This window comes from Spirillospora sp. NPDC049652 (genome assembly GCF_040675125.1).
Classification (GTDB): Bacteria; Actinomycetota; Actinomycetes; order Streptosporangiales; family Streptosporangiaceae; genus Spirillospora.
Map to the genome: position 1 here is coordinate 1 of NZ_JBFAOF010001289.1, position 1,631 is coordinate 1,631.

General features: G+C 72.6%; 2 protein-coding genes. Both read left to right on the forward strand.

The window, feature by feature from the left end:
- Positions 1-157: 157 nt before the first annotated feature.
- Positions 158-1,468: an adenylosuccinate lyase gene (gene purB, locus AB0J52_RS39505; RefSeq protein WP_500188240.1), complete on the forward strand. Its 1,311-nt coding sequence runs from the start codon at positions 158-160 to the stop codon at positions 1,466-1,468.
- A 13-nt stretch (positions 1,469-1,481) separates the two neighbouring features.
- Positions 1,482-1,631: MOSC N-terminal beta barrel domain-containing protein (locus AB0J52_RS39510; protein WP_500188241.1), on the forward strand; the 150-nt coding region annotated here is incomplete at its 3' end.

Genomic DNA, 1,631 nt, shown 5'->3' on the forward strand with positions numbered 1-1,631 from the left:
CTCGTCGCGGCCCAGCTCGCCGAGCACACGGCCCGCGCCCGCCGGACCGAACCGGCCGCCGGGCAGCCGGTCGAAAGCTAGCGCGGGTCATGCCCTGCGCCCCCCGAACGATGGGGCGCGGCCCTGGGCACAGGGCGCGAGCTGCCAGAATGGCGGGGTGATCGAACGCTACACCCTCCCCGAGATGGGGCGCGTCTGGAGCGACGCGCACAAGTACGAGCTCTGGTGCAGGGTCGAGACCCTCGTGGTCGAGGCGCACGCCGAGGCCGGGACGATCCCGGCGGAGGTGGTGGAGCCGATCCGCAAGGCCGCACCGCCGACGCCCGACGCCGTGCACGCGATCGAGGCGGTCACGCAGCACGACGTGATCGCCTTCCTGTCCGCGTGGGCCGACAACACCGAACCGCGCGAGGCCGCCCGGTACGTCCACTTCGGCATGACCTCGTCCGACCTGCTGGACACCGCGCTCGCGCTCCAGCTCGTCGAGGCCACCGACATCCTGCTCGCCAAGGCCGACACGCTCGTGGCGACCCTGCGCGACCACGCCCTGGCGCACCGGGCCACCCTGCGCGTCGGCCGGACGCACGGCATCCACGGCGAGCCGGACGTCTGGGGGCACCGCGTCGCCGACTTCGCGTTCGCCGCGGCCCGGTCCCGCGACCGGCTGCGCCGCGCCCGCGAGGCGGTCGGCGTGATGGCGATCTCCGGCGCGGTCGGCACCTACTCCAACATCGACCCGGCGATCGAGCGCGCCGTCGCGGCCAAGCTCGGCCTGGCGCCCGCCGACGTGTCCACGCAGGTGGTCATCCGCGACGGGATCTCCGAGTGGACGTCCGCCCTGGCGATCATGGCGACGGTGCTGGAGGCCATCGCGCTGGAGGTCCGGCACGGGCAGCGCACCGAGGTCCGGGAGCTGTGGGAGCCGTTCGGCAAGGGGCAGAAGGGCTCCTCGGCCATGCCCCACAAGAAGAACCCGATCATGTCGGAGCGGCTGGCGGGCATGGCGCGGATCGTCCGCGCCCAGGTCGTGCCGGTGATGGAGGGCATCCCGCTCTGGCACGAGCGCGACATCTCGCACTCGTCCACCGAGCGGATCGCGCTGCCGGACGCCGCCACCGCGCTCGACTACATGCTGAACCTGACCAACCGGCTGATGTCGGGGCTGGTCGTGGACGCCGAGAGGATGCGCGCCAACCTCGACTCGACCGGCGGCCTCATCTACACCTCGACCGTCCTGCTCGAACTGGTCGAGGCGGGGATGTCGCGGGACGACGAGGCGTACCCGCTCGTGCAGAAGGCCGCGATGGAGACGTGGCAGACCGGCGTCCCGTTCCGCGAGACGCTGCGGACGCACGCCGCCGAGGCCGGGCTCACGCTGGACGAGGCGCGCCTGGACGAGGTGTGCCGTCCCGAGCGGTTCGTGGAGCGGCTGGCCCCGATGTTCGACCGCCTGGAAGCCCTGAAGTAACGAGGAGCCGCGTATGGACGCCGTGCTGGCCGGACTCAACGTGCATCCGCTCAAGAGCGCCGGCGGCACGGCACTGTCCACCGCGGAGCTGACCCCTGCCGGGCTGCCGCACGACCGCGAGTTCATGCTGGTCACCCCGGAGGGGCGGAGATCGGAAGAGCGT